We start from the raw sequence: 22770 nt of genomic DNA, 5'->3' as shown, positions 1-22770 counted from the left end.
ACGCCGTGTCAGCGCGACGCAGTCTCCGTTGCCTCCGCCGTCGTGAAGCCGCATTGAGCGGGCGCGACGGGGTCGGCCATCCTGCTTTCGAATGCGAGATAAAGCGATTCCTCCAGTACGTTCCAGTGCGCACCATGCCGGTACGGGCCCGATCGCGCATGCCAGCAGGCGACCGTGTTCCAGTCGTTCATCTTGAATGCGACCAGCGCAATCAAGCCCCATGGATAATCGCTGCCGGCCAGTTGCAGCCACGTCTTGCCGTATTTCTGCATCCACTGCGCATAGATGGCCTCGTTCGATTGATCGGGAACCTGAATCCCCGACAGGAGCGGGAAGATCTGCGCGACCTTCGCCGGATAGAAGGTCGCGTCGCTGATGCGCTGCGTGCTCGCGCGAAAGCCGGATTGCGTGCCGCGCCAGAACACCTTCAGGATCGCGGACGAGAGCCGGTCGGCGCGCTGGCGCCACGGGCTCGCGTGCGCGGTGTCGGCATGCCGGACGTAGTACGCGGCGAGCGCCTGGAATGCGCTGTGGACCTCGACGTTATCCATCAGCAGCGCGACGTGCAGTGTCGACGAGATCTGATAGACGCCGGTGGGCTTGCTGAGCAGCGTGTCCAGATGCGCGCCCGCGCGGTTCAGGCTGAGCTCCCATGCGGCGGGCATGCCGTCCGGCGGCGCGAAGCGGGAGAGCAGCTCGATCCAGGTGGCCATCATCGCGTCGTCGGCGTCGGCTTCCGCGCAAGCACTGTACTGGCCGCTCTTCAGGCAGTAGCGATCGAAGCCGCCGTCGGGGCGCTGACGCGGCAACAGCCACGCGATCCACGCGAGTGCGGCCTGGTGGGTGTCGAGCCCGGCATCGGTGGCGGCGAGCAGCGCTTTCGCCGCGAAATACGGATCGACGCCGGCGCCGTTCAGGCGCACGGTGATCGCGCCGTCGGGGCGCTGGTAGAGTCCGTTGAGCTGGAGCTCGGCGGCGCCCGCGTGCAGCGCGAAGCCGAATGCCGCGACACAGCAGGCAACGCACCACAGGCGGCATAGCCGGGCGGTGGCCGCCACGCGGGCGCGTGCGGCCGGGGAAAGCGCGGGCCGGTTCATGATCGGGGGCTCCTGCGCGGTGTTCGTGCGCAATGCTCGCCGGGCGCGGCGTTGGCCGCGTCGCGCGCCGGCGAGTGTGTCGACGTTGCGGGTCAGTTCACCTTGGCGCTGGTGAACTTGAGGCTGGTGCCGCCGTTCGCGGTGACGAGCCAGTACGTCGCATCGGTGATGACGATGCTGCCGCTGCCTTGCGTGATCAACGGCAGTGCGTAGGCCTTCTTCGGCAGCAGCCACGTCATGTTCGCCAGACTCGTCGGGTGGCTGGCGGCAAATGACCAGCCGCTGCCCGTGTCGGTGGCTGACCACGTAACGTTCAGGCGTGCCCGATCGAAGATCGTGATGTCGCTCATCGTGTACCACTTGAACTGGCCGAGCAGCTTCAGCGTATTCGCTTGCGAGAAGATCGCGTTCAACGTCGACGTATAGGACGACGCGCCGAGCGGGTGCGCATAGATCAGTCGGCTCGTACGGTTCGCGACGACGAAGTTCATCAGGGATGCATACCAGTTGTTCACGTCGCTCGTCGGCACCGCATACTGCTGGAACTCCTCGAACGTCGCGTACTTGCCGAACGGCATCACGGGGTAAGCCCACAGGCCCGGGTTCAGCAGCGCGCCGTTGCGGTATGCGCGGGTCGGTGCCGAGCCGGTGTGGCCGGTGAAGTAGTAGCCGTTGAAGCCGTTGCTTTCGAGCCAGTTGACCGACCAGGTCGGCGTGTTGCCTTCCGGCGCTGCGTACTCGACATCGGGTTGGCCCGTGGCTGCCTGAACGGCCTGATGGTTCATCACCAGGTACTGCGTGAACGTGCTCGCGTTCGTTTCGCTCGCGTTCGCCCCCCAGTAGTCGTGAATCCAGCCACCGTGGCTGCCGACGTGATGGCCCTTGCTCAGGAAATACTTCACGAGATTCAGCGCGGTGGGGTTGTTGGCGAGGTTGATGCCGTTTCCGTCGCCGAACGTCGCTTCATCGGGGCCGGCCGTGATCACGAGCGAGAACGGCCCGTTGTTCCACACGCCGAGGTTCTTCAGCTGGAGCGCGGGCTGGATCTGGTCGCCTGCGCAGAAGTGCCAGTTGAACACCAGCCCGGCCATTGCCTTCGGCAGCGGCGACAGCGACGGCAGGTTCAGCATCTGCGTGCCGAAATAATGCAGGTAGCCGTGGATCAGCATGCCATCAGTCTGGCCGTCGAGGTAGGCGAGCGGCAGGTTGACGAACAGCACGCCGCCGTTGCCGTACGTGTTGTAGCCGGACACCAGCCCGAACGTTGGCGAGGTCAGGATCGTCGTGCCGGTGTACGTCCCCTGCGTGACGAAGCTCGGATAGGTGAGGAAGCCGTACACATAGCCGGAGATGCCTTCGAGCGTGTCGGTGGTCGTCGCCGTGGTCGACGCGAGCATGGTGGCTGCCTTGCCGGTCGTCGTGCTGACGAGCGAGTTGGCGCTATACGTACCGGACTTCACCTGCTTGCCGTTCGCGACGCCGGTCAGCTTCGGCGCCGTCTGGTTCAACAGGCCGCTGCCTGCCGGCGGCGTGTCGTACTGGAACCATGCGCCGTGGTTGTAGTTGGCGAGGCCGCCCGGGTTCGACGGGCTACCGGACAGGTAGAGCGCGGTACCGGTAGCCGGCTTCGACGAGTTGTTCGTCTTCGAGCCGCTGGTGGTCGCCGCCGCCATGACGCTGGCGGTCGTCGTGGTAGAAGCCGTCGTGGTCCATGCCATCGACTTGCCGGGAGGCACCTGGAGCGTGCGCAGCCAGCTGCTCATGCCGGTCACGTTGCCGAGGCCGATCATGTTGCCGCCCAATTGGTCATACAGTACGTAGTCCACACCGACCATGTTGCTGAAGCGGGATTTCGGGCTCACGTAGAAGCCGGCGGAATTCAGCACGCCGAAATCGTAGACGAGCATCACCTTGCCGCCGTTCAGCGCATAGTTCTGGATCGCCGTGACGAGCGTGTCGTCGGCTGTCGTATGCACCTGATCGGGCAGGATCAGGCCGGGATACTGCGACAACGATGCACCGGCCGTCATGAACTGGCTGTCGGTCATCACCGTGATCTGCAGCCCTTCCTCTTGCGCGGTGTCGAGCCATGCGGACACGCGCGGATCGGGCAACGTCAGCGTATTCGGCACCAGCAGGATGAGCTGGTTGGTGGCCGCCTGAACGCCGCCCGGACTGAATGCGAACGCGAGCGCGAACAACGCGAACAGGATCCGCAAGAACTTGCCTGACTTTGCCAACATGGTGTACTCCTCGCTCAAGGAATGGGGCGCGCGGCAGCCGTGATGCGCGTGCCGCCAGGTCGACCAGTCCTGCCCCATAGGTGTGTGCGGCTGTCCGGTGCGTCGAACATCGAGTGGTACCTGTCGATGGCAGCTGGAACAACGAGGCACGTCGGTGCGCCGCGCTGTCGTCATTGACGAAAGGACCCGATGCGACACATTGAGTGAAGCGAACAACGTGCCATTCGCTGCGGAGGCCCGGTCCTGTTGGCTTCATGTAACGCGAGTCGCGCGGCACGGCGGCAAACGCGATGGATTCGTTTCATCGCTGATACGGCGCGTTTGCGCGCGAAATCAGCAGACAGAATCGGCGCCGTTCGTCAGCGCGCCGGGCCAGCTCGCGCAGTAGGTGTAGAGCGTGACCAGCAGGCCGATCAGCAGCGGTCCGCCGAGCAGGAAATAGCAGAACGGCAGGAACAGCAACGTGCCGTGATGGATGATCATCGCGTGCAGCAGCATCACGAACGGCAGCGCGACGATGAAGTAGCCGAGTACCAGCACCGACGCACAAGCCTTCTGCAGCAGCGAGAAATCGAGCGGGTAGTACAACGCCGCCATCACCAGCGGGATCATCGCGATCGCCGCGCCGTGCAGCACGAACATGTCGCGCAGATGCAGCAACGGGACATAGGGAAACGTGCCGGGCGCGAGCCAGAAGTACGCGCAAATCAGCAACTGGGTGAAGCTCGCGATACGTAACAGATATGCAACAGGCAGCCAGTGCTTGTGTCGCATGAAGGAGGTGGCGAAGCCGATCGCGCAGAGTGCCGCGGTGGCGGCCAGCAGCACGTCGCCCGGCATGCGCGCGGCGACGTCGATCGACAGCAGCGGCACGCGCGGCGCGTCGGGCGGATAACCGATCACGATCACGTGGAGCGCAGGATCGATCTGCTGCGCGCCCCAGGCCATCACCGCGCGCCAGTAGCGCCAGGCGAGCGGCAGGACGACCCACAGCAACGCATACAGCGCGGGCGTCAGCAGTACGATCGACAGCAGCCAGCGCTGCGGATACGCGTGGATTCGCAGCGAACGGTCGGCGGGAGGACGGACGGGACGCGTCTGCATGTCGCGCGCCCGGTTACCAGCGATAGAACACGCTCAGCTCGCCGCCGATCCGCGAGTAGTACGGGTTGTGGTAGTAGTCGAACTCGAGCTGCGTTCCCCACTTGCGCGTGAACCAGTAGCGCCATTTCGCGTCGATCTCGTGGCTGCGGAAATCGGCGATCTGCGAGCCGGAACCGGTGACCTGATAGGCCTCGCGGCCGAACCCGCCGCGCAGCACGATCACGCTCTTGCCGACTTCGCCGTAGGTGACGGCGCCGTAATAGGCGGGCGCCTTCACCGATCCGGGCGAATCGACCGTGTAGTTCGTGCCGGCCTCGAAGATCCATTTCGGCAGCGCGTACCAGATCACGCCGGCGTGATAAAGCTGATCGCGATGGCCACTGCGGTTCCATGCGTAACCGGCACCCAGCGACACGACCAGCGAACGATCCGACAATAACTTGCGATTGATCGACAGGTCGACGCGTGCGCTCGGCAGGATCGTCCCTGACGTGGTGCCGGCGAAGCCGACACCGCCGAACCAGTCGGGGCCGATATCCTGCACGTAGGTCAGGGCGCCGAGTTGCGTGTTCTCGCCGAAGCGATGAAGCTGAGCGAGTTCGCCGAGCACGGTGCGCCCGCCGTCCTGATAGACGCCACGCAGATGCACGCCGTACCAGTCGCCGTAACCGTGCGTCAAGTGCGCGCTCGAATAGCCGAGCGACAGTTCGGTATGCGATTCTTTCGGCGCCTGGACATGCGTGACGATTGCGTCGGGCAGCGGCGGGCGGTTCGTATCGTCGGGCGTGAACTCGGCGAGCGGCACGCCGTCGGGCAGGCCGTCGGCGCTGACGCGCACGAACGTGGATTCGTCGAGCGGCCGCGGCGTGATGACGGTCGGAACGTCGGGCGCCTGCACGGGCGGCGCGGCGGCGTCATCCGGCAGGGCAGCCATTACCGGTGGCGCACCGAAGGCGACGCCGCACAGCACCGCGAGGGTGGCAACCGGCGCGCGCGGGCCGCGATGGCAGGGGCGATCGGACATGAAGGCGCTCCTTAACGGGATGCGTGGAACCAGCCGCTGCGCCACGCGACGAGGTCGCCATGCACGCATGCATGACCGGCGACCGAGACATCGCGCGCACACGCGCTGACAGGATGGCCGGCGACCCCGATGCGCGCACCGGTCAGCCGGAGCAGGCCGCCGGCCGACACGACGCCGTCGATGCAGCTCGCATCGGCGAGCAGCACGTCGTCGCGCGCGAACACGGCGCCGTGCAGCAACGCATGACGTTCGAGTTCGACACGATGCGCCTTGACGCTGCCGCGCAGCACGCAGCCTTCCCCGAGCACGAGCGTGCCGTCGACGACGAGGTTGCCTTGCACGACCGTGTGCGCGGGCAGGCGAACATCGCAATGCAGCAGGTAGCGGCCGTGCAGGAAGCGATGCGGCAGCGTCGCGAAGTGGCGCGTGAGCGAGATCGCGCGGCGTGGTGCGACAGGCATGTCGGCAGCGCGTGTGCCCGACGCGGCACCGAAGACGATCGGTTCGCCGTACAGGCATGCGAAGCCGCCGGCGCCATGCAGGTGCACGGTGCCGCCGACCACTACGCCACGCAGCACCGCGCCGTCGATGTCGATGTCGATCCGCGGCGCGTGCGCAAGCGCACCGATCGTCGCGCCGGCATGAACGTCGATGCGTTCACCGGCGAACGCATACGCCGCTCGGGCGCCGTCGTCGAGCGTGATCGCGCGATCGGCATGGAGCACGTCGTCGCGATGCTCGTCGTGTGCGACGTGAATCATGTCGGCGTGCTGTACGGTCAGCCCGAGTGTTTGCCAGGGTGGTGCGGCGGACGGATCGGCCGGCGGTTCGCCGGCCGCGTCCGCCCGCAGCGCATCGTGCCATCGCGTGGCGAGCAATGCCTGATCGACGAACGGACCGTCGCCGATCGGCAGCGCCGCGACGTCGCTGCGCCGGATCAGTTCATGCAGCATCGGCAGGAACGGCAGGCTGAGCACACCGGCCACCGGCACCATCACATTGAAGGTCGTCATCGCTCATCGCTCCGGTTTCAGTTGCCGGCGGAAACGCTCGGTCTTGTCCCATTTCAGTTCGCGGCGGAATGCGGCGTCGAGCGTGAGCCCCCATAGCGCGGAGACGACGGCCGCGATCGTCACGCAGAAGCCGACGACGTTGATCGGCACGAGGCGCAACCGCGTCGCGCGGCCGTCGAGCCGGGCCGCGACGACGATCTCGAAGAACACGCCGAAGTTGCCGAAGGTGCTGAACGAAAACAGCGCGAACAGCGACACGATCAGGCCGAGCGCGGTCGAGTTGACGCCGTTGAACAGGTAGAGCGCGAGCGCCGCGCTCCATGCGACGGCGAGGAGCGCGGGCATCACGAACACGCCGAGCAGCAGCGCGCCGTCGAGACGGCAGCGCCGCGAGATCAGCGGATTGCGCAGCACCGGGACCAGATAGCGCAGCAACGTCTGGTTGTGGCCTTTCGCCCAGCGCGTCAATTGCCGGGCCCGCACGGCCCAGTGCTCCGGCACTTCCTCATAGCATTCGGCGTGGTTCAGGTAGACCGTGCGCCAGTCGCTCAGCAGCAGGCGATAGGTCATGTCGGTGTCCTCGGCGAGCGTGTCGTCGCGCCACCCGCCTACCGCGTCGAGCGCGCCCTTGCGGATGCCGCCGACCGTGCCGCCATACTGCGGCACCAGGCTGAGGTTGTTGCGGGCTTGCTGGTTGACCTGGTAGCCGCCCGCGCGCTCGAGGTCGAGCAGCCGCGCGAGCAGGTTGCTGTCGGCGTTCTGCGGCACGACGCGGCCCATCACCGCGCCGACTTCCGGATCGAAGAACGGCGCGACGAGTTCCTTCAGCAGCCCCGGGCGCGGCAGGTAGTCGGCGTCGAATACCACCATGATGTCGCCGCGGATGAAGTGCAGCGCATCCTTCAGCGCGGCCGCCTTGCCCGGCTTGCCCGACTCACGGTGAAAGGGCTGGATGAGGTCGGGCGCAAGTGCCTGGACCTCGTCGATCAGCGCGCGGGTGTTGTCGGTCGACCGGTCGTTGACCGGAATGATCGTCAGCCTGTCGCGCGGGTAGGTCGTCGCCAGCAGCGCCATCAGGCAATCGACGACGACGGCTTCTTCGTTGTGGGCGGCGACGAACACCGTGAGCCGCGGCCATTCGCCATGGGTAATCGTTCGGTAGGGCGCGCATTGCGGCTTGAACAGGCGGTCGATGCTGAACACGTAATGCCGTCCGGCGTAGACGCACGTCAACAGCATGAAGAGCCACAGGTACGCGACGCAGGGCATCAGCAGCAGGTCGGGGTCGAACGTGAAACCTGGCGTACCGGCGGGCGGCGGCTCGAGCGACACGTCCGCATCGTGCGATGCCGGTACGGCGACGGCGAACGGCACGTTGTCGAGGGCCGTGCGCTCGACGGCGACTGCGGCGTTTGCGGCAGGCACGATGATCCGCGCCGGTTCGGCGATCGCCTGCGATGCGGTGTCGCGCACGGCCAGCGAGAAGGCAAGCACGATCAGCAGCAGAATGCCTTGCTCGCAGAGCGACGCCATCCGCGTTTTCTTCATGTCCTGGTCCCCGATGTCCGCGACGACGACCGATGAGAGCTGAAGGCGCCCGGGGATCGCGCGGTTGTCAATGGGACGCGGCCGCCTGTTCGTCGCGCGAGGGCGGATGTCGTTCGCCCCGGCGGACGCGTCGCGTCGCCTCCCGGCTTCGTTGCATTGGCGTCCCCGTCTGTCTGCTGCTGCCGTGCGAGTGCTTCGGGACGCACCTGTCCGACATTAAGCAAGGCGTGAGCCATGGGTCGCGATGCCCCGTGCCGCAAGGGGCCGGGCGCGAGGTGCGCGCGCAGTCGCGGTCGCGGCGACGTGTTTTGATTCACTGACGAATCAGCGTAGGCGCATGCCGTTCGGCCGCAGGCAGTCTGCGGCCTGTCCCGCGTACGTCGCACGGCCGGCGGTTTGTGTGACGAGTCGCATCCTCCTTGCTCGATGCGGCTTCGCGAGAGGCACTGGCGTGCATCGTTCGCCGCGCACGCGTTGCCCCGAAGATCGAAACGGCGATCGCCGTCGTCCGTGCGGAATGGACCGGACTCCGATGTATCCGACTGCTCCGGATCCGCGTTACACATTCGCAACGTTTCCCGCACGTCCATTCGTGCGACGCAAGCGACACTGCATGCCCGATTAATCGTGCGCACGCGACCTTGGCCGGCGGTCGCGTGCACGCCGGGCGCTGCACAGACAAAAGTGCCGAATCGAGACGACGTAAAGCGTTTCGAAAGATCCAGGCGGATCGATACATGACGGGTATCGGACATGCAGTCGTGATTCATCGGACGACGTCGTCAGACGGATCGTGCGGTCGGCCGGCTGTTTATCGTTGTCGCGCCTACCCGGAGATGAGACGTCCCGTAGCAGTTGTGAAACATTCCGTTGCGCAACGCGTATGTGCGGCGCGCGTCGCGCGAACCGGGCCCGGCTGTAGTGCGGCTGGTTTGAATATTGCTGGTGTGGAAGCGACGTGACGGACAGGCGTGGTGCTCGACACAGCGAGGAACGACTCATGACGTGACTGATCAGTGCAACGAGATGCCGGTAGAACGACGATTCGCGCGGCCGGGACCGCACGGACAAGACGGCGCGCTCGCCCCTCGGCACCGCCGCGTGCTGACCGCGTGCGAGTACGGGAAGCGCCGTCCGGATACATGCTTCGCGCCACGTGCAGGGTCGTCCGCGCGAAGTGGCTAAACGAGGATAACGATGAAGAAGATTTTGCTTGTGTTCGGGACTCGGCCGGAGGCCATCAAGATGGCACCGCTGGTGCGCGCGCTGAAGGCGCAAGCGGATGTCGACGCCCGGGTGTGCGTGACCGCGCAGCATCGTGAAATGCTCGACCAGGTGCTGACGCTGTTCGACATCAAGCCCGACTACGATCTCAATCTGATGCGGCAAAGCCAGACGCTGACCGACGTGACGACCGGCATTCTTCAATCGATCGGCATGGTCTTCGACGATCTGCGTCCGGACGTCGTGCTGGTGCACGGCGATACGACGACCACGCTCGCGGTCAGCCTCGCGGCGTTCTACCGCTATCTGCCGGTCGGGCACGTGGAGGCCGGGCTGCGCAGCGGCGACATCTGGTCGCCGTGGCCGGAGGAGCTGAATCGCCGCGTGACCGACGCAGTGTCGTCGTGGCATTTCGCGCCGACCGGGCAGGCGCGTGACAACCTGCTCAGCGAGGGTGTGCCGGGTAGCGGCGTCTCGCTGACCGGCAATACCGTGATCGATGCGTTGCACGAGGTCAAACGCATGCTGGACCGAACGTCGACGCTGTCGGACAAGGTCGCCGCGTATTTTCCGTTTCTCGAGCCGTCGCGGCGCGTCGTGCTGATCACCGGCCATCGCCGCGAGAGTTTCGGCGAGCCGTTCAAGCAATTCTGCGAAGCGCTCTGTACGCTCGCGGGCCGCTATCGCGACGCGCAGTTCGTCTATCCGCTGCACATGAACCCGAACGTGCGTGAACCGGCGCGTGCGCGGCTCGGCGGTGTGCCGAACATCTACCTGATCGAGCCGCAGGAATACCTGTCGTTCGTATTCCTGATGTCCCGCGCGCACTTCATCATCACCGATTCGGGGGGCATTCAGGAAGAAGGGCCGGCGCTCGGCAAGCCGGTGCTCGTCACGCGCGAGACGACCGAGCGGCCCGAAGCGATCCAGGCGGGCACCGCACGACTCGTCGGCACCGACCAGGAGCGGATCATCTGGGAGGCATCGCGCTTGTTCGACAGCGAGAGCGCCTACGAGGAAATGTCGCGCGCGAGCAATCCGTATGGCGACGGTCACGCGAGCGAGCGGATCGTTCACGCGCTGATGCGCACGCCGGGCGTGACGACGAAGACGACGAGCTTTTCGCTGGGGGCCGCGGAAATGCCGTTCAATGCGCTCACGCTGGGGTTGCAGGCGTTGCGGTCGCCGTGAGCGGGAGCACGCGATAGCGTCTTCCGTATCGTTCGCTGCCGTCGCACAAGGATCCGGTCCGGCCGCCAGGCCCGCCGGATCCTTGCATGTGTGCGACCCGGAACGCATTTTCCCGCCGGGTTCAAAACGCGGCAGTTCCTGCGCAAGCCGGTGGTGCTTGTCGGATAGCGGAAGCGATCGACGCGCGCGAGGCGCTGCATCCGGCGCGCCGGCGCGCCGGCGCAAAACCGTCGCACATCGGTTAAAGTCGGAGCTCGGCTCAATCCCCATACGAATCCGCCCGTCCGGGCCGAACGTCGCGCGCGGGTAACGGCGATCCGGCGCGCCGTTTCTGGCAGCCTCGACAGGTTCGCGTTGCCGGCGTGACGGTTTGCATGGGGCAGAATCGGGACCCGCGGGCACCCGCCTTCGAGCGGAATCGTACGCGCGGCAGCCCTCGGCAGCCCGCAGCACCGGGAAACACATCGAGCGCCGGTTCTTCCGGCGAAGCAGTCCACCAGGCGGTGCCGGCTCGGCACCGTTCGAATCCCCACCCGGCACCCGTGGTGCGACGCGGGCGCCTCGACCAGGAGGTGAACGATGATCACGCTGACCGTCAACGGTAGCGAGCAGCACTTCGACGGCAATCCCGACATGCCGTTGCTCTGGTATCTGCGCGATGTCCTCGGCGATACCGGCACCAAGTTCGGCTGCGGCATGGCGCTGTGCGGCGCATGCACCGTGCACCTCGACGGCGTCGCGATCCGCTCGTGCATCACCCCGGTCGCCGCCGCTTCCGGCAAGCGCGTGACGACGATCGAGGGACTGTCGACGGACGTCGATCATCCGCTGCAGCAGGCCTGGCAGGAACTGAACGTCGCGCAGTGCGGCTACTGCCAGTCCGGGCAGATCATGCAGGCCGCGTCGCTGCTGAAGACGAATCCCCATCCGACCGACGCCGACATCGACGATGCGATGTCCGGCAACATCTGCCGCTGCGGCACCTACACGCGCATTCGTGCGGCGATCCGCCTGGCCGTACGCCGCGGAGGTGCCGCATGAGCGCGCCTGAACTCTCCGTCCATAACGAAAGCCGTCGCGCGTGGCTGCTCGGCTTCGCATCCGGCGGGCTGCTGCTCGCGTTCGGCGTGCCGTCGCTCGTCCACGCGGCGACACCGGTGCAGCCGCCCGTCAGCGCGAATCAGCAGTATGGCGGCGCCGGGATGCCGCACGGGTTGCGCGACGATCCGCACCTGTTCGTCGCGATCGCGCCGGACGGCACGGTCACCGTGACCTGCATCCGCTCCGAGATGGGGCAGGGCGTGCGCACGAGCGTCGCGCTCGTGGTGGCGGACGAGCTGGGCGCCGACTGGGCGCGCGTGAAGGTCGCGCAGGCCGTGGGCGACGAGCCGCGCTACGGCAACCAGAACACCGACGGATCACGCAGCCTGCGCCAAAGCTTCGCCGCGCTGCGCCGCGCGGGTGCGGCCGCGCGCACGATGCTCGAACAGGCGGCAGCCGCGGCGTGGGGCGTCGATGCGCGTCAGGTCAAGGCGACGGTGCATGAGGTCGTCGACACGAAGAGCGGGCGCAAGCTCGGCTTCGGCGAACTGGCGGCGAAGGCGGCCGCGTTGTCGGCGCCCGATCCTGCCACGGTGGCGCTGAAGGCGCCGGCCGAATTCCGCTATATCGGCAAGGGCGAAACGGCGCTGATCGACGGGCGCGACATCGTCGGCGGCCGCGCGCACTACGGGATCGACACGCGGCTCGACGGGATGCTGTATGCGGTCGTCGCGCGACCGCCGGCCTACGGTGATACGGTGGCGTCGTTCGACGCATCGGCGGCGGAGAAGCTGCCGGGTGTCGTCAAGGTCGTGCAGCTTGCGCCGACACCGCTGCCGTCCGGTTTCCAGCCGCTCGGCGGCGTGGCCGTCGTCGCGCGCGATACGTGGACGGCGATCCAGGCGCGCGCGCAACTGAAGATCGACTGGAAACACGGGCCCAACGCGAACTACGATTCGGCCGTGTATCGCAAGACGCTCGAAGCGGCTGCCGCGCAACCGGGCGACGTGATCCGCAACGACGGCGATGCGGCGGCGGCGCTGGCCGGCGCCGCGAAGCGCGTGCGCGCGACGTACTACATCCCGCATCTCGCGCACGCGACGATGGAGCCGCCCGCGGCCGTCGCGCGCGTGGCCGACGGCCGCTGCGAAGTGTGGACCTGCACGCAGGCGCCGCAGACCACGCGCGACGAGGTCGCGAAGGCGCTCGGGTTGCCGACGGAGCGCGTGACGGTCAACGTGACGCTGCTCGGCGGCGGTTTCGGCCGCAAGTCGAAGCCCGACTACGTGGTGGAGGCGGCGTTGCTGTCGAAGGCTGTCGGCGCGCCCGTCAAGCTGACGTTCACGCGCGAGGACGACATCGCGCACGACTATTTCCATGCGGTGTCGCTCGAGGCGTTCGACGGCGCGATCGATGCGTCGGGGAAAGTGGTCGCGTGGCAGCATCGCACGGTCGCGCCGTCGATCCAGTCGACGTTCAGGGCCGGTGTCGTGCATGAGCAGCCGGGGGAACTCGCACAAGGGATCGCGGACCTGCCGTTCGCGATTCCGAACGTACGGATCGAGAATCCGGCCGCGGAAGCGCACACGCGGATCGGCTGGTTCCGCTCGGTCTACAACATCCCGCATGCGTTCGGCATCCAGAGCTTCGTGTCGGAGCTGGCGCACGCGGCCGGTCGCGACCCGAAGGATTTCCTGCTCGAACTGATCGGGCCCGCGCGGCGTTTCGAGCCGCACATCACGGTGAAGAACGCGAACTACGGCGAGGATCCGGCGCTGTATCCGATCGATACCGGCCGGCTGCGGCGCGTGGTCGAGACGGTCGCGCGCGGCGCCGGCTGGGGGCGCAAGCTGCCGAAGGGGCATGGGCTCGGGATCGCCGCGCATCGCAGCTTCGTGTCGTACACGGCGGCGGTGTGCGAGGTGCAGGTCGATGCCGACGGCAAGATCACGGTGCCGCGAGTCGACATCGCGATCGACTGCGGGGCGCAGGTCAATCCGGAGCGGGTACGCTCGCAACTCGAGGGCGCGGTGGTGATGGGGCTCGGCATCGCGCTGCACGGCGAGATCACGTTCAAGGACGGCCATCCGGAGCAGAGCAACTTCAACGGCTTCCAGGTGCTGCGCATGAACGAGGCGCCGCGCGAAATCCGCGTGCATCTCGTCGCGCCGGACGATTTCGCGACGCCGCTCGGCGGCGTGGGCGAACCGGGGCTGCCGCCCGTCGCGCCGGCGCTGACCAATGCGATCTTCGCGGCGACCGGCACGCGCATCCGCAGCCTGCCGGTTGCCGATCAGCTCGCGAAGCCGCACGCGGGCTGACGCACGATATTCCCCACGCCGGGCCGCATCGTGCGGCCCGGTGCACATCGACCCCTGAGCAAGGAGCGTGACGTGGCCTCTTCCGAAGTCAGTGTGAAGCAGTCGGTTTCCCCCGCCGAATGGGATGCGCGAGTCAACCTCGCGGCGGCCTATCGCCTCACCGCGCTGTTCGGCTGGGACGATCTCGTGTTCACCCATATTTCCGCGCGCGTGCCCGGCCCGGAGCACCACTTCCTGATCAACCCGTACGGGATGATGTTCGACGAGATCACGGCATCGTCGATGGTGAAGGTCGATCTCGACGGACGCAAGGTGTCCGAATCATCTGACGAGATCAACCCGGCCGGCTTCACCATTCACAGCGCGGTGCATGCGGCCCGCGACGACGCACTGTGCGTGATGCATACGCATTCGATCAACGGCGTCGCCGTGTCGGCGCAGGAAGGTGGCTTGCTGCCGCTGTCGCAGCAGTCGCTCGGCGTGCTGGCGTCGCTCGGGTATCACGACTACGAGGGCATTGCGCTCAACGAAGGCGAGAAGGCGCGCCTCGTGCACGACCTCGGCGCCAACACGAACCTGATGCTGCGCAACCACGGCCTGCTGACCGTCGGCGCGACGCCGGCAGACGCGTTCGTCGCGATGTACTTCTTCGAAGCGGCCTGCATGATCCAGGTCCGCGCGCAGGCGGGCGGTTCGGCGTTGTTGCCGATCGGCCAGCCGATTCTCGACGGCATCAAGCAGCAAATCGCCGCGGTGACGCGCGGGATGGGCGCCGGGGCGCTCGTCTGGCCCGGCTTGCTGCGCCGGCTCGATCGGCGCAATCCCGGTTACGCGGACTAGCGCATCCATCGTTGTCGTTTTAGAACGACCGTGCTAAATTCCTGCCAGCACTTTCCGTCACGGAATCCTTCATTCGGCTGACGAAGCCGGCCCCGGGAGGCAGCACGATGAGCTTGTTGATGTCGCGACGCGATCTCGCGTTCCTGCTGTATGACTGGCTCGACGCGGAAGCGCTCGTCGCGTTGCCGCGCTACGCCGAGCACAGTCGCGAGACGTTCGACGCGGTGCTCGACACCAGCGAGCGGATTGCCGAAGACCTGTTCGCGCCGCACGCGGCGCGTGGCGATCGCGAGGAGCCGCAGTTCGACGGCGAGCGCGTGACGCTGATCCCCGACGTCGAACCGGCCGTGCGCGCGTTCGCGGACGCCGGGCTGATCGCCGCGGGCCACGACGAAGCGCTCGGCGGCATGCGCTTGCCGAAGCTGGTCGAAGCCGCATCGTTCCTGTTCTTCCAGGCCGCGAACATCGCCACGTCCGCCTATCCGTTCCTGACCGCCGCCAACGCGAACCTGCTCGTCGCGCACGGCAGCCCCGCGCAGATCGACGCATTTGCGCGCCCGGAGCTGGAAGGGCGCTATCTCGGCACCATGTGCCTGTCCGAGCCGCAGGCCGGTTCGTCGCTGTCCGACATCGCGACGCGCGCGGATTTCGAAGGCGACTCGCCGCTCGGCCCGCGCTACCGGCTGACCGGCAACAAGATGTGGATCTCGGGTGGCGAACACGAGCTGACGGAGAACATCGTCCACCTCGTGCTCGCGAAGATTCCCGACGAACACGGCCGGCTGCTGCCCGGCACGCGCGGCATCTCGCTATTCATCGTGCCCAAGTACCTGCCGGGCGCCGACGGCGTGACGCAGGGCGAGCACAACGACGTGGTGCTCGCCGGACTGAACCACAAGATGGGTTACCGCGGCACCACCAACTGCCTGCTGAATTTCGGCGAAGGCACGCGCTACCGACCGCAAGGGCGCGCAGGCGCGATCGGCTATCTGGTCGGCCAGCCGAATCACGGCCTCGCCTACATGTTCCACATGATGAACGAAGCGCGCATCGGTGTCGGCGCGGGCGCGGTGGCACTCGGCTACACGGGTTATCTGCACGCGCTCGACTATGCGCGCAACCGGCCGCAAGGGCGCCCGCTCGGGCCGGCGGGCAAGGATGCCGCCGCGCCGCAGGCGCCGATCGTCGACCATCCGGACGTGCGGCGCATGCTGCTCGCGCAGAAGGCCTATGTCGAAGGCGGTCTCGCGCTGATCCTGTATTGCGCGAAACTGGTCGATAAAGCACGCGCGCACGACGATGCGGACGTGCGCGCTCAATCCACGCGCCTGCTCGACATCCTGACGCCGATCGCGAAAAGCTGGCCGTCGCAGTGGTGTCTCGCGGCGAACGACCTCGCGATCCAGGTGCACGGCGGCTATGGCTACACGCGCGACTATGCGGTCGAACGGCTCTATCGCGACAATCGTCTCAACCCGATCCACGAAGGCACGCATGGCATCCAGGCGCTCGACCTGCTGGGCCGCAAGGTCGCCCAGGACGATGGCGCGTCGCTGCACGCGCTCGATGCGCGGATCGGCGCGACTGTCGAACGCGCGCGGACGCTCGATGCCGACCTGCGCGAGCGGGCCGATGCGCTGGCGCGGCGCTGGGCGCGGCTGGTCGACGTCACGCGGCAACTCGGTGCGATCGGCGATCCGCAGGCGCGGCTCGCGAATGCGAGCGTCTACCTGGAAGCGTTCGGCCATCTCGTCGTCGCGTGGCTGTGGCTCGACGTGACGCTCGCCGCGCACGGGCACGCCGACGATTTCCACGACGGCAAGCGTGCGGCGGCCCGCTATTTCTTCAACTGGGAACTGCCTAAAGTGGATGCGCAGCTCGATCTGCTCGCGCGCGTCGACACGACGACGCTCGACATGCGCGACGCGTGGTTCTGATCATGGCTTCACCGACATTCCGGAATGCAGACGATGTCGTGGATGCCGATTCCGTCGGCTACCGCGGATTCGTCGTAAGCCGGCCGTGCGGGCGCGCCCCGCGGGATGATTCGATGCGCGGCGACGCCGCTCAAGGAGAGAGACGAACATGAAAGCCCTGTTGTGTACCGCATTCGGCCCAATCGACAGCTTGCGCATCGAGGACGTGGCGATTCCCGAGCCGGCCGCGGGCCAGGTCCGGGTTCGGGTGAAGGCTGCGTCGCTCAATTTCCCCGACGCGCTGATCGTCCAGGGGTTGTACCAGGTGAAGCCGGCGCTGCCGTTTTCGCCGGGCGCGGAATTTGCCGGCGAGATCGACGCGGTGGGCGAGGGCGTGACCGCGTGGCAGCCGGGGGATGCGGTGGTCGCGTTCACCGGGCACGGCGGCTTTGCGCAGCAGTGCGTGGCCGACGTGCACCAGCTTGCCGCGCTGCCGCCGGGGATGACATTCGAGCAGGGCGCGGCGCTCGTGCTCGCGTACGGCACGTCGCTACACGCGTTGCAGCAGCGGGCGCGGCTGCAAGCAGGCGAGACGTTGCTCGTCCTGGGCGCGGCGGGCGGCGTTGGCCTCGCCGCGATCGAGATCGCGAAGGCACTTGGCGCGCGCGTGATCGCGGCGGCGTCGAGCGCGGACAAGCTGGCGCTGTGCCGCGAAGCGGGCGCCGACGAGACGATCGACTATGCGACCGAAGACCTGCGCCGCCGCGTGGACGAGTTGACCGGCGGGCGCGGTGCGGACGTCGTCTACGATCCGGTGGGCGGTGCCTACAGCGAAGCGGCGTTGCGCGCGACCGCGTGGCGCGGCCGGTTCCTCGTGGTCGGCTTCGCGGCCGGCGAGATTCCGAAGCTCGCGCTGAACCTGGCGCTGCTCAAGGAGCGCGACATTCTGGGCGTGTTCTGGGGCGATGCGGTGCGCCGCGATCCGAAGCAGCATGTCGCGAACATGCGCCTGCTGGCCGAATGGTTCGCGGCCGGCAAGGTACGACCCGCGATCACCGAGCGTGTGTCGCTGGCCGATGCGGCCGATGCGATCGCGCGGATGGCCAACCGGCAGGTGAAGGGCAAGGTGGTGATCCTGCCGGACGCGTGACCGGCTTTCCGCGCGCGGCGTGCCGTGTTCCGGCACACGCCGCGCGGCTGCGGTTCGGCGCTCGTGCGCGTTACGCGATCTGCTGCAGAAGGGCGGCGACCCGCTGCCCGAGCGCACGATGCTGATCGGCCGCGAAGTGAACGCCGTCCACCGGGCTCACCTCGATGATCGCGCCGGCATCGAGAAAGTGCGCGCCGGCATCGCTTGCCACCTGTTCGTACCGCTTCGCGAGCTGCCGCGACTTCGCGGCGCCGCCCGCGAAGATCTCGCCGAGGAAGCCGACCTCGACGATCGGCGCAGGCGCCATCAGCACGAGCGTCGGTGACGCACCGGACGGGCCCGCACCGCACGCGGCGATCTCGGCAAGCAGCACGCCGACCGACGTCGCGATGTCGGCGGGCGTGACCGAGAAGCGTGTCTTCAGATCGTTGGTCCCGAGCATCAGCACGACGACATCGACGGGCAAGTGACTTTCGACGCACGCGCGCAGATACGACAAACCGTTCTTGTGCCGGCCTTCGATCGGATCGTCATGCACGGTCGTACGCGCGGGCAATCCTTCTTCGATGACCCGCCAGCTCGCGCCGAGCGTTTGCGCCAGCACGCCGGTCCAGCGTTCTTCGCGTGCGAACCGCTCCAGTACGCCGGCACGCGTCATCGGGCGTGTGCCGTGCGTGTTCGAATCGCCGTAGCAGAGCACGGTTTTCTGCGTCATCGTCCCTTCCTCCGTCAGTCGTTCAGTCTTTCGGCAAGCGCAGCACGTCGAGCGCGTGCTGCGAGAATTCGACCCAGAACCGCTCGTTCGCGATGCCGGCCTGCAGGACCAGGTGCTGAAGGCGCTTCGTGCGCGAATCGGCGCTTTCCGAAAAATCGCGTGCCTCGATCTGCAGATACAGGTCGAGCTTCTCCTGGTGCAACGCGATGCGCCGCCTGATTTCGTCCTCGAGGCCGGCCGGGCCGAGCACCGCTTCCGCGCGCAGGCGCACCATCAACGCTTCGCGCAGCGGCGTCGGGTCTTCCGGTTCGGCGATCCAGCGCCGCAACTCCTTCTTGCCGGCCGGCAGGATCCGGTACGCGCGCTTGCGGCCGCGCCCCGATTCGGCCGGCAGCGATTCGATCCAGCCCGTTTCCTCGAGACGTCCCAGCTCGCGATAGATCTGTTGATGCGTCGCCTGCCAGAAATAGCCGATCGAGCGATCGAAACGGTCCGCGAGTTCGGAGCCTGAACCGGGGCGTTCGGCGAGCGCGGTGAGGAGGGCGTGGGGCAGGGACATGTCGGATCGAAGGAGGCCGCGGAATGAACCGCATCTTGCCATATCGGGGACACAGTACAAGATGACGGATGCGTTTATGCAACGGGTTGCATAAACGAAAGCGGTCGACTACTATCTGTGCAACTTGTTGCATAAAAATTGGAGACACCCCATGACGTCGCGTTATCCGCATTTGACGACCCCGCTCGAGCTCGGCTTCACGTCACTCAGGAACCGCGTGCTGATGGGGTCGATGCACGTGGGCCTCGAGGAAGCGCCGAACGGCTTCGAGCGGATGGCGGCGTTCTATGCGGAGCGGGCGCGCGGCGAGGCCGGCCTGATCGTCACGGGCGGCTTCGCGCCGAACGAGCGGGGCCGTCCGGCGCCCGGCGGCGCGATGCTGACGACCGAAGCGGAAGCCGAGCGTCATCGTGTCGTGACGCGCGCGGTGCATGCGGAGGGCGGCAAGATCGCGCTGCAGATCCTGCATTTCGGGCGCTACGCGTATCACCCGGCGCTTGCCGCGCCGAGCGCGCTGAAGGCGCCGATCAACCCGTTCACGCCGCATGCGTTGACGAGCGATGAAGTCGACGAGACGATCGCCGATTTCGTCCGATGTGCGGCGCTCGCGCAGCATGCGGGTTACGACGGCGTCGAGATCATGGGATCCGAAGGCTACCTGATCAACGAATTCATCGCATCGCGCACGAACCATCGCGACGACGCATGGGGCGGCGCGTACGAGAACCGCATCCGTTTCCCGGTCGAGATCGTGCGGCGCGTGCGCGAGCGGGTTGGCACGAACTTCATCATCATCTACCGGTTGTCGATGCTCGATCTCGTCGAAGGCGGCTCGACGCTCGACGAAGTGATCCGGCTCGCGCAGGCGATCGAAGCGGCCGGTGCGACGATCATCAATACGGGTATCGGCTGGCACGAGGCGCGCATTCCGACCATCGCGACGAAGGTGCCGCGCGCCGCGTACGCCTGGGTCACGCGGCAGTTGATGGGCAAGGTCGGCATCCCGCTCGTCGCGACCAACCGGATCAACACGCCGGACGTCGCGGAGCAACTGCTGACCGACGGCTATTGCGACATGGTGTCGATGGCGCGGCCGTTTCTCGCCGATGCCGAGTTCGTCCGCAAGGCACGGGAAGGGCGCGCGGACGAAATCAACACGTGCATCGGCTGCAACCAGGCCTGCCTCGACCATACGTTCAGCGGCCGGATCACGTCGTGCCTCGTGAATCCGCGCGCGTGCCATGAAACCGAGCTCGTGATTCGCCCCGCGCAGCAGCGCAAGCGGATCGCCGTGGTCGGCGCCGGGCCGGCGGGCCTCGGCTTCGCGGTCACCGCGGCTGAACGCGGGCATGCGGTGACGCTGTACGAAGCCGGCGCCGAGATCGGCGGCCAGTTCAACATCGCGAAGAAGGTGCCCGGCAAGGAAGAGTTCAACGAGACGCTGCGCTATTTCCGCCGGCAGCTCGAATTGCGCGGCGTGACGCTCCACCTCAATACGCGCGCGACCGCCGAGCTGCTGCTGCAACGCGAATTCGACGAAGTGGTGATCGCGACGGGCATCGTGCCGCGCACACCGCCGATCGACGGGGTCGGGCACGCCAAGGCGCTCGGCTATCTCGACGTGCTGCGCGACGGCAAGGCGGTGGGCCGCAATGTTGCGATCGTCGGCGCCGGCGGGATCGGCTTCGACGTCGCGGAATATCTCGTGCATCGTGCGGGCGCCGGGCACGTCGATGCGGACCGCTTCTTCGCCGAGTGGGGTGTCGACCCGTCGTACGCGAACGCAGGCGGCTTGCGTCATGCGCACCCCGAGCCGGCGGCACGGCAAATCCATCTGCTGCAGCGCAAGGCATCGAAGGTCGGCGACGGGCTCGGCAAGACCACCGGATGGATCCACCGCACGGCGCTGAAGGCGCGTGGTGTCGGGATGTCGTCGGCGGTGACGTACCGGCGTATCGACGACGCAGGATTCCACGTGACGATCGACGGCGTCGAGCAGACGCTGCCGGTGGACCACGTCGTGATCTGCGCGGGGCAGGAGCCGTTGCGCGAACTGGCGGAGCAACTGGAGGCCGCCGGGCGCAAGGTCCATGTGATCGGCGGCGCGTACGAAGCGGCCGAGCTCGACGCGAAGCGCGCGATTCACCAGGGCACGACGCTGGCCGCGACCCTTTGAGATTTCAGACCGATTCGTTTCTTTTCCGCCCGACGATACAGGAGCCTTCGATGACGAACGCACCGCTGCACCTTCAATCCGCTGTCGCGCAATCGCTCGACACGTGGCACGCGATGGTCGAACGCAAGGATTTTGGCGCACTGGAGTCGATCGTCCATCCGGACGCCGTGTTCCGTTCGCCGATGGCGTTCAAGCCGTACGGGCCGGCGCCCGCGCTGTTGCTGGCGCTGCGCACGGTGATCACGATCCTCGAGGATTTCACCTATCACCGCCAGTTCGTCACCGACGACGGCAAGAGCGTGGTGCTGGAGTTCAGTGCGGCCATCGGCGACAAGGCGCTGAAGGGGATCGACATGATCCGCTTCGACGAAGAAGGGCGGATCGTCGAGTTCGAAGTCATGATCCGGCCGTTCAATGCGCTGCAGGCACTCGGCGCGGAAATGGGCGCGCGGCTCGCGCAGCAGTTGCCGTCGTTCAAGCTCGGCGGTTGAGTCGGGCCGCCGGGCCGCCCGGTTCCCGACCCACTGCCTGGCGTCGTCACGCCCGCGCGAACCGCTCGACGAACCAGTCGCAGACGAACGCGGTTCGCTCGGACGCATGGTTGTAGATCGTGTGCTCGCCGTCCGGCCAGACCCTGAGCGTCGCATCGCCGGACGTCGCCGCATCGAGAAACGGCTGCTGATCGTCGAGCCGGATCAGCGGGTCGTCGCCGCCGTGCAGCACCAGCAGCGGGCACGCGATGCGGTCGCGTTCGGACGAGAAGCGCATCCGCGCGAAGTTTGCCGTGACCGCATCGGGATCGTCGTTGCCGAGCATGGCCGCAGCCTGTTCGACGAACGTGCGGAACGGCAGCAGCGTCGGCGCCGCGAGTGCACCGTTCACGCAGCAGGCGGCGATCCGTTGGTCGCTCGCGGCGGTCGCGGCCGCCCACAACCCGCCGATGCTGTTTCCCCAGATACCGATCGGCCCGGGCACGCGGTCGGCGACCGCATCGACGAAACGCCGGTACGCGGCGCGCATGTCGACGTCGACGAAGATCCGCTGTTCGAGCCGCGTCTCGCCCTGGCCGGGCCCTTCGGCAAGCAGCGTGGCGACGCCGCGCGCCGCGAGTGCGCGCGCGATCGGCCAGTACGCGAAACCCCAGCCGCTTTGGCCGCCGAACAGGATGACGGTGCCGCGTACGCGGTCGGTCGGCGGCCGGACCAGCCAGCCGATCAGGTGCGCGTCGCCGAACGGCACTTCCACGCGCTCGATGCGCTTGTCGGACCAGCGCGCGAGATCGTGCGACGCGTCGACCAGCCGCGCATAGAGCGCGCGTTTGCGCGGCACGTCGTGGTTGAACGCCATCTGCGCAAACAGCAGGTTCGCGATGGCCATCGCCTGCGCGTCGGCGGCCGTGACCCGGTGGCCGGCTTCCGCCGCTTGCGCGGCGCGCGCGAGCTGCGCGTCGGCCAGCGCTTCGGCCGCGATGTCCCACGGTTCGCCCGCGGACGTGCGCGCGTGCAGTGCCATTGCGTCCGCATGGTCCATCCCGCAGTCGAGCAGGCGCGTGACGGGCATCGCGCGTTGCAGGGACAGCGCGAACGGTGACAGTTCGGTCGTCATGCG

At 67.2% G+C, this 22770-nt stretch carries 17 protein-coding genes; 8 read left to right on the top strand and 9 right to left on the bottom strand.

Annotation, left to right across the window (positions count from 1 at the left end):
* Positions 1-8: 8 nt before the first annotated feature.
* The 6 genes from LGM89_RS16085 to LGM89_RS16060 form a co-directional block, all read right to left on the bottom strand.
* Complete coding sequence (locus LGM89_RS16085) at positions 9-1097, bottom strand: hypothetical protein (protein ID WP_226206609.1); 1089 nt, start codon at positions 1095-1097, stop codon at positions 9-11.
* 92 nt (positions 1098-1189) lie between these two features.
* On the bottom strand, positions 1190-3340 hold the full coding sequence (locus LGM89_RS16080) for a polysaccharide deacetylase family protein (RefSeq protein ID WP_226273409.1): 2151 nt from the start codon (positions 3338-3340) through the stop codon (positions 1190-1192).
* Positions 3341-3673: 333 nt separating this feature from the next.
* Positions 3674-4444 (bottom strand): hypothetical protein, encoded by a 771-nt coding sequence (locus tag LGM89_RS16075; RefSeq protein ID WP_226273408.1) that lies wholly within the window; start codon positions 4442-4444, stop codon positions 3674-3676.
* Between the two features lie 13 nt (positions 4445-4457).
* A complete protein-coding gene (locus LGM89_RS16070) occupies positions 4458-5468 on the bottom strand; it encodes a YaiO family outer membrane beta-barrel protein (protein ID WP_226273407.1) in 1011 nt (336 codons plus the stop codon).
* An 11-nt stretch (positions 5469-5479) separates the two neighbouring features.
* Positions 5480-6481 (bottom strand): polymer-forming cytoskeletal protein, encoded by a 1002-nt coding sequence (locus tag LGM89_RS16065; RefSeq protein ID WP_089494589.1) that lies wholly within the window; start codon positions 6479-6481, stop codon positions 5480-5482.
* A 3-nt stretch (positions 6482-6484) separates the two neighbouring features.
* Positions 6485-8029: a glycosyltransferase family 2 protein gene (locus tag LGM89_RS16060; protein WP_089494590.1), complete on the bottom strand. Its 1545-nt coding sequence runs from the start codon at positions 8027-8029 to the stop codon at positions 6485-6487.
* 1197 nt (positions 8030-9226) lie between these two features.
* Between LGM89_RS16060 and wecB the strand changes: the two genes are divergently transcribed.
* The 6 genes from wecB (at position 9227) to LGM89_RS16030 (ending at position 17712) form a co-directional block, all read left to right on the top strand.
* Entirely contained in the window at positions 9227-10444 is a 1218-nt protein-coding gene (gene wecB, locus LGM89_RS16055; protein WP_089494591.1) for a non-hydrolyzing UDP-N-acetylglucosamine 2-epimerase, read from the top strand.
* Between the two features lie 579 nt (positions 10445-11023).
* Positions 11024-11485, top strand: coding sequence for a (2Fe-2S)-binding protein (locus LGM89_RS16050; protein ID WP_175237329.1), 462 nt, complete (start codon positions 11024-11026; stop codon positions 11483-11485).
* Positions 11482-13806 (top strand): xanthine dehydrogenase family protein molybdopterin-binding subunit, encoded by a 2325-nt coding sequence (locus LGM89_RS16045; protein WP_226273406.1) that lies wholly within the window; start codon positions 11482-11484, stop codon positions 13804-13806. The genes LGM89_RS16050 and LGM89_RS16045 overlap by 4 nt, the downstream gene beginning before the upstream one ends.
* A gap of 72 nt (positions 13807-13878) precedes the next feature.
* A complete protein-coding gene (locus LGM89_RS16040) occupies positions 13879-14646 on the top strand; it encodes a class II aldolase/adducin family protein (protein ID WP_226273405.1) in 768 nt (255 codons plus the stop codon).
* 107 nt (positions 14647-14753) lie between these two features.
* Positions 14754-16583 (top strand): acyl-CoA dehydrogenase, encoded by a 1830-nt coding sequence (locus tag LGM89_RS16035; RefSeq protein ID WP_226273404.1) that lies wholly within the window; start codon positions 14754-14756, stop codon positions 16581-16583.
* A 148-nt stretch (positions 16584-16731) separates the two neighbouring features.
* Entirely contained in the window at positions 16732-17712 is a 981-nt protein-coding gene (locus LGM89_RS16030; protein ID WP_226273403.1) for an NADPH:quinone oxidoreductase family protein, read from the top strand.
* A gap of 70 nt (positions 17713-17782) precedes the next feature.
* Here the strand turns inward: LGM89_RS16030 and LGM89_RS16025 are convergent, their stop codons facing one another.
* Together LGM89_RS16025 and LGM89_RS16020 are read right to left on the bottom strand one after the other, a co-directional pair.
* The gene (locus tag LGM89_RS16025) at positions 17783-18427 is read right to left on the bottom strand and encodes an SGNH/GDSL hydrolase family protein (protein ID WP_226273402.1); all 645 of its coding nucleotides are present in this window, start codon (positions 18425-18427) and stop codon (positions 17783-17785) included.
* 22 nt (positions 18428-18449) lie between these two features.
* Entirely contained in the window at positions 18450-18986 is a 537-nt protein-coding gene (locus tag LGM89_RS16020) for a PadR family transcriptional regulator (RefSeq protein ID WP_174975641.1), read from the bottom strand.
* Positions 18987-19137: 151 nt separating this feature from the next.
* Here LGM89_RS16020 and LGM89_RS16015 point away from each other — a divergent pair, with 151 nt between their 5' ends.
* Both LGM89_RS16015 and LGM89_RS16010 read left to right on the top strand, forming a co-directional pair.
* Positions 19138-21162, top strand: a complete 2025-nt coding sequence (locus LGM89_RS16015) for an FAD-dependent oxidoreductase (RefSeq protein WP_226273401.1) — start codon at positions 19138-19140, stop codon at positions 21160-21162.
* A gap of 50 nt (positions 21163-21212) precedes the next feature.
* Complete coding sequence (locus tag LGM89_RS16010; protein ID WP_226273400.1) at positions 21213-21653, top strand: nuclear transport factor 2 family protein; 441 nt, start codon at positions 21213-21215, stop codon at positions 21651-21653.
* Between the two features lie 46 nt (positions 21654-21699).
* Here the strand turns inward: LGM89_RS16010 and LGM89_RS16005 are convergent, their stop codons facing one another.
* Positions 21700-22767, bottom strand: a complete 1068-nt coding sequence (locus LGM89_RS16005; protein ID WP_226273399.1) for an alpha/beta hydrolase — start codon at positions 22765-22767, stop codon at positions 21700-21702.
* Positions 22768-22770 lie beyond the last annotated feature (3 nt).

This window comes from Burkholderia sp. AU31624 (genome assembly GCF_020420065.1).
Classification (GTDB): Bacteria; Pseudomonadota; Gammaproteobacteria; order Burkholderiales; family Burkholderiaceae; genus Burkholderia.
The sequence above is the reverse complement of the archived record's forward strand: the minus strand, read 5'-3'. Positions and strand labels throughout refer to the sequence as shown.

Excerpts from the sequence above, each read along its gene's own strand:
- LGM89_RS16075 (WP_226273408.1), bottom strand. The coding sequence starts at position 4,444 with ATGCAGACGCGTCCCGTCCGTCCTCCCGCCGACCGTTCGCTGCGAATC.
- LGM89_RS16030 (WP_226273403.1), top strand. The coding sequence starts at position 16,732 with ATGAAAGCCCTGTTGTGTACCGCATTCGGCCCAATCGACAGCTTGCGC.
- LGM89_RS16085 (WP_226206609.1), bottom strand. The coding sequence starts at position 1,097 with ATGAACCGGCCCGCGCTTTCCCCGGCCGCACGCGCCCGCGTGGCGGCC.
- LGM89_RS16070 (WP_226273407.1), bottom strand. The coding sequence starts at position 5,468 with ATGTCCGATCGCCCCTGCCATCGCGGCCCGCGCGCGCCGGTTGCCACC.
- LGM89_RS16015 (WP_226273401.1), top strand. The coding sequence starts at position 19,138 with ATGACGTCGCGTTATCCGCATTTGACGACCCCGCTCGAGCTCGGCTTC.
- wecB (WP_089494591.1), top strand. The coding sequence starts at position 9,227 with ATGAAGAAGATTTTGCTTGTGTTCGGGACTCGGCCGGAGGCCATCAAG.
- LGM89_RS16035 (WP_226273404.1), top strand. The coding sequence starts at position 14,754 with ATGAGCTTGTTGATGTCGCGACGCGATCTCGCGTTCCTGCTGTATGAC.
- LGM89_RS16050 (WP_175237329.1), top strand. The coding sequence starts at position 11,024 with ATGATCACGCTGACCGTCAACGGTAGCGAGCAGCACTTCGACGGCAAT.
- LGM89_RS16080 (WP_226273409.1), bottom strand. The coding sequence starts at position 3,340 with ATGTTGGCAAAGTCAGGCAAGTTCTTGCGGATCCTGTTCGCGTTGTTC.
- LGM89_RS16025 (WP_226273402.1), bottom strand. The coding sequence starts at position 18,427 with ATGACGCAGAAAACCGTGCTCTGCTACGGCGATTCGAACACGCACGGC.
- LGM89_RS16065 (WP_089494589.1), bottom strand. The coding sequence starts at position 6,481 with ATGACGACCTTCAATGTGATGGTGCCGGTGGCCGGTGTGCTCAGCCTG.
- LGM89_RS16045 (WP_226273406.1), top strand. The coding sequence starts at position 11,482 with ATGAGCGCGCCTGAACTCTCCGTCCATAACGAAAGCCGTCGCGCGTGG.
- LGM89_RS16005 (WP_226273399.1), bottom strand. The coding sequence starts at position 22,767 with ATGACGACCGAACTGTCACCGTTCGCGCTGTCCCTGCAACGCGCGATG.
- LGM89_RS16060 (WP_089494590.1), bottom strand. The coding sequence starts at position 8,029 with ATGAAGAAAACGCGGATGGCGTCGCTCTGCGAGCAAGGCATTCTGCTG.
- LGM89_RS16010 (WP_226273400.1), top strand. The coding sequence starts at position 21,213 with ATGACGAACGCACCGCTGCACCTTCAATCCGCTGTCGCGCAATCGCTC.
- LGM89_RS16020 (WP_174975641.1), bottom strand. The coding sequence starts at position 18,986 with ATGTCCCTGCCCCACGCCCTCCTCACCGCGCTCGCCGAACGCCCCGGT.